We start from the raw sequence: 1621 nt of genomic DNA, 5'->3' as shown, positions 1-1621 counted from the left end.
ATCGCAGCCCGGGACGCTCCAGCGTGCGCCCAGCTCGAACGATCGGCCGAAGATCACCCTGATCTTCTCGACCGTCGCCGGTGCCAACCCTTCTGCCCGCTTGTCTGCGAGCCATTGGGCAACGGCACGGGTCTCGATGTCGGTCAGCCGGACCTTCCCCCACTTCGGGATGATGTGACGGCGGACGTACATCTCGGTGGTGGCGTAGGACCGCTGATGAAGCTTGGCATCAGCGAGATGCATGGCCGACAGATCGCTGTATGACGGAATCGAGCGGGCCAGAGCCTTAGCGGCACCCGGATAGTCGCCTGTCGCCACCCTCGACCTTAGCTTCTCGGCTTGCTTCCTGGCGGCGGCTGCGGACAGGTCCTCTACCTTGCCGATCTTGTACTGACACTGTCGGCCGGCAAGGTCCTTATAGCGATAGGCGTAGGTCTTGCCGCCGCTCTCCCGGGCCTCGAGGATAAAGCCCTTGATAGCCTCGTCATAATAGTTGGTCTTGGTCCTTCCGGGCAGGCACGCCGCTTTAGTGATGAACAAATGGTCCAGGCGGGCAGAGGACATGGTGGTCTCCTTTTGATTGTGGGTGATCGGCGCAGGGGCGCCTGACTGCCGCGCAGGGGCGCGCGACAACCGGGTCGAGGATCGGGAGGCTGGAGCGGCGCCGGATGGCCCGCATTTGCCCGAGAGACGGCCGCTGGGGCAGCGCGTCGGGGGCGGGGATGGTCGGGCCCTGCGAGGGGTCCGGAGCGTGCCCAGACGGGCCGCGTTTCGAGGACCGGCGATGACCAGAATCTCTCACAGCCACGATTGAGGCTTCAACCCATGGCACGATCAAGAACTCCGACTGCGAAGGCGCTGGTCAGCGGCGCTGATCTAAGGAACCCGGCGCGGTTTCGAGGCAGGCAGGCCCCGGCGCGACCCCGGCCTTTAGGTGAGCCGTTCGCCCGTATGACACCGGGCCAAGCCGACGCCTGGCGAGAGTTTCGCGCCGAGCTGCCATGGCTGACCAGTTCGCACCGCGCGCTGGTTCAGGTGGCCTGCGTCCTGCGGTCACGGATCGACTCTGATCCTGCCATCGGGATCACGGCCCTGTCGGCTTACAGCGCGATCCTGTCGAAGCTGGCGGCGACCCCGGTGGATGATTCCAAGGTAAGCGCCCCGGACGACGCCGAAGCCGACGAGACCGACCGTTTTTTCAACTAAGACGGAGCCGGCCCGACCTTTGACGGGACCGTTGAGAGTGTCAGCAGCGATGGTTGCGCCAATACCGATCCCAGCGAAGCGCCCAGCCGCCCCGGACCATCGCGCAGGAAAGATCCCCAGACCGAGGCGATACGCACCAGGCGGCCGTCCGAGAACCGCCGGCGCTTCCTTCTGACCGGCAGGTCAGGGCCGGGCCGGTTACCAGTATATGGCCTTGAGAGGCCACGCCGACCCGTCTCCCGATTAGGCTAACCAGCGCATCACGGGCCTCTTCAGCCGAGGCTCTGGGACAGGGATGTCCTGATCTGCAGCTTCCATCCATCTCGCGCGCGGCGATGCCCGACAGTCGAATGCGTGGACCTTCCGCACACCAGATCGGCCCGTCACCGTCCCACACCCGGGTTGGCGTGCAGGT

The 1621-nt window shown here is 65.4% G+C and carries 2 protein-coding genes; one reads left to right on the top strand and one right to left on the bottom strand.

The genetic code is table 11. From position 1 onward, the window contains the following. A partial coding sequence (locus ACESMO_RS03060; protein ID WP_372706710.1) for an integrase arm-type DNA-binding domain-containing protein occupies positions 1-564 on the bottom strand: 564 nt, incomplete at its 3' end. Positions 565-951: 387 nt separating this feature from the next. Between ACESMO_RS03060 and ACESMO_RS03055 the strand changes: the two genes are divergently transcribed. Next, positions 952-1206 (top strand): hypothetical protein, encoded by a 255-nt coding sequence (locus ACESMO_RS03055; RefSeq protein WP_372706709.1) that lies wholly within the window; start codon positions 952-954, stop codon positions 1204-1206. The last annotated feature ends 415 nt before the right edge of the window (positions 1207-1621 follow it).

This window comes from Brevundimonas sp. (assembly GCF_041688735.1).
Classification (GTDB): domain Bacteria; phylum Pseudomonadota; class Alphaproteobacteria; order Caulobacterales; family Caulobacteraceae; genus Brevundimonas.
The sequence above is the reverse complement of the archived record's forward strand: the minus strand, read 5'-3'. Positions and strand labels throughout refer to the sequence as shown.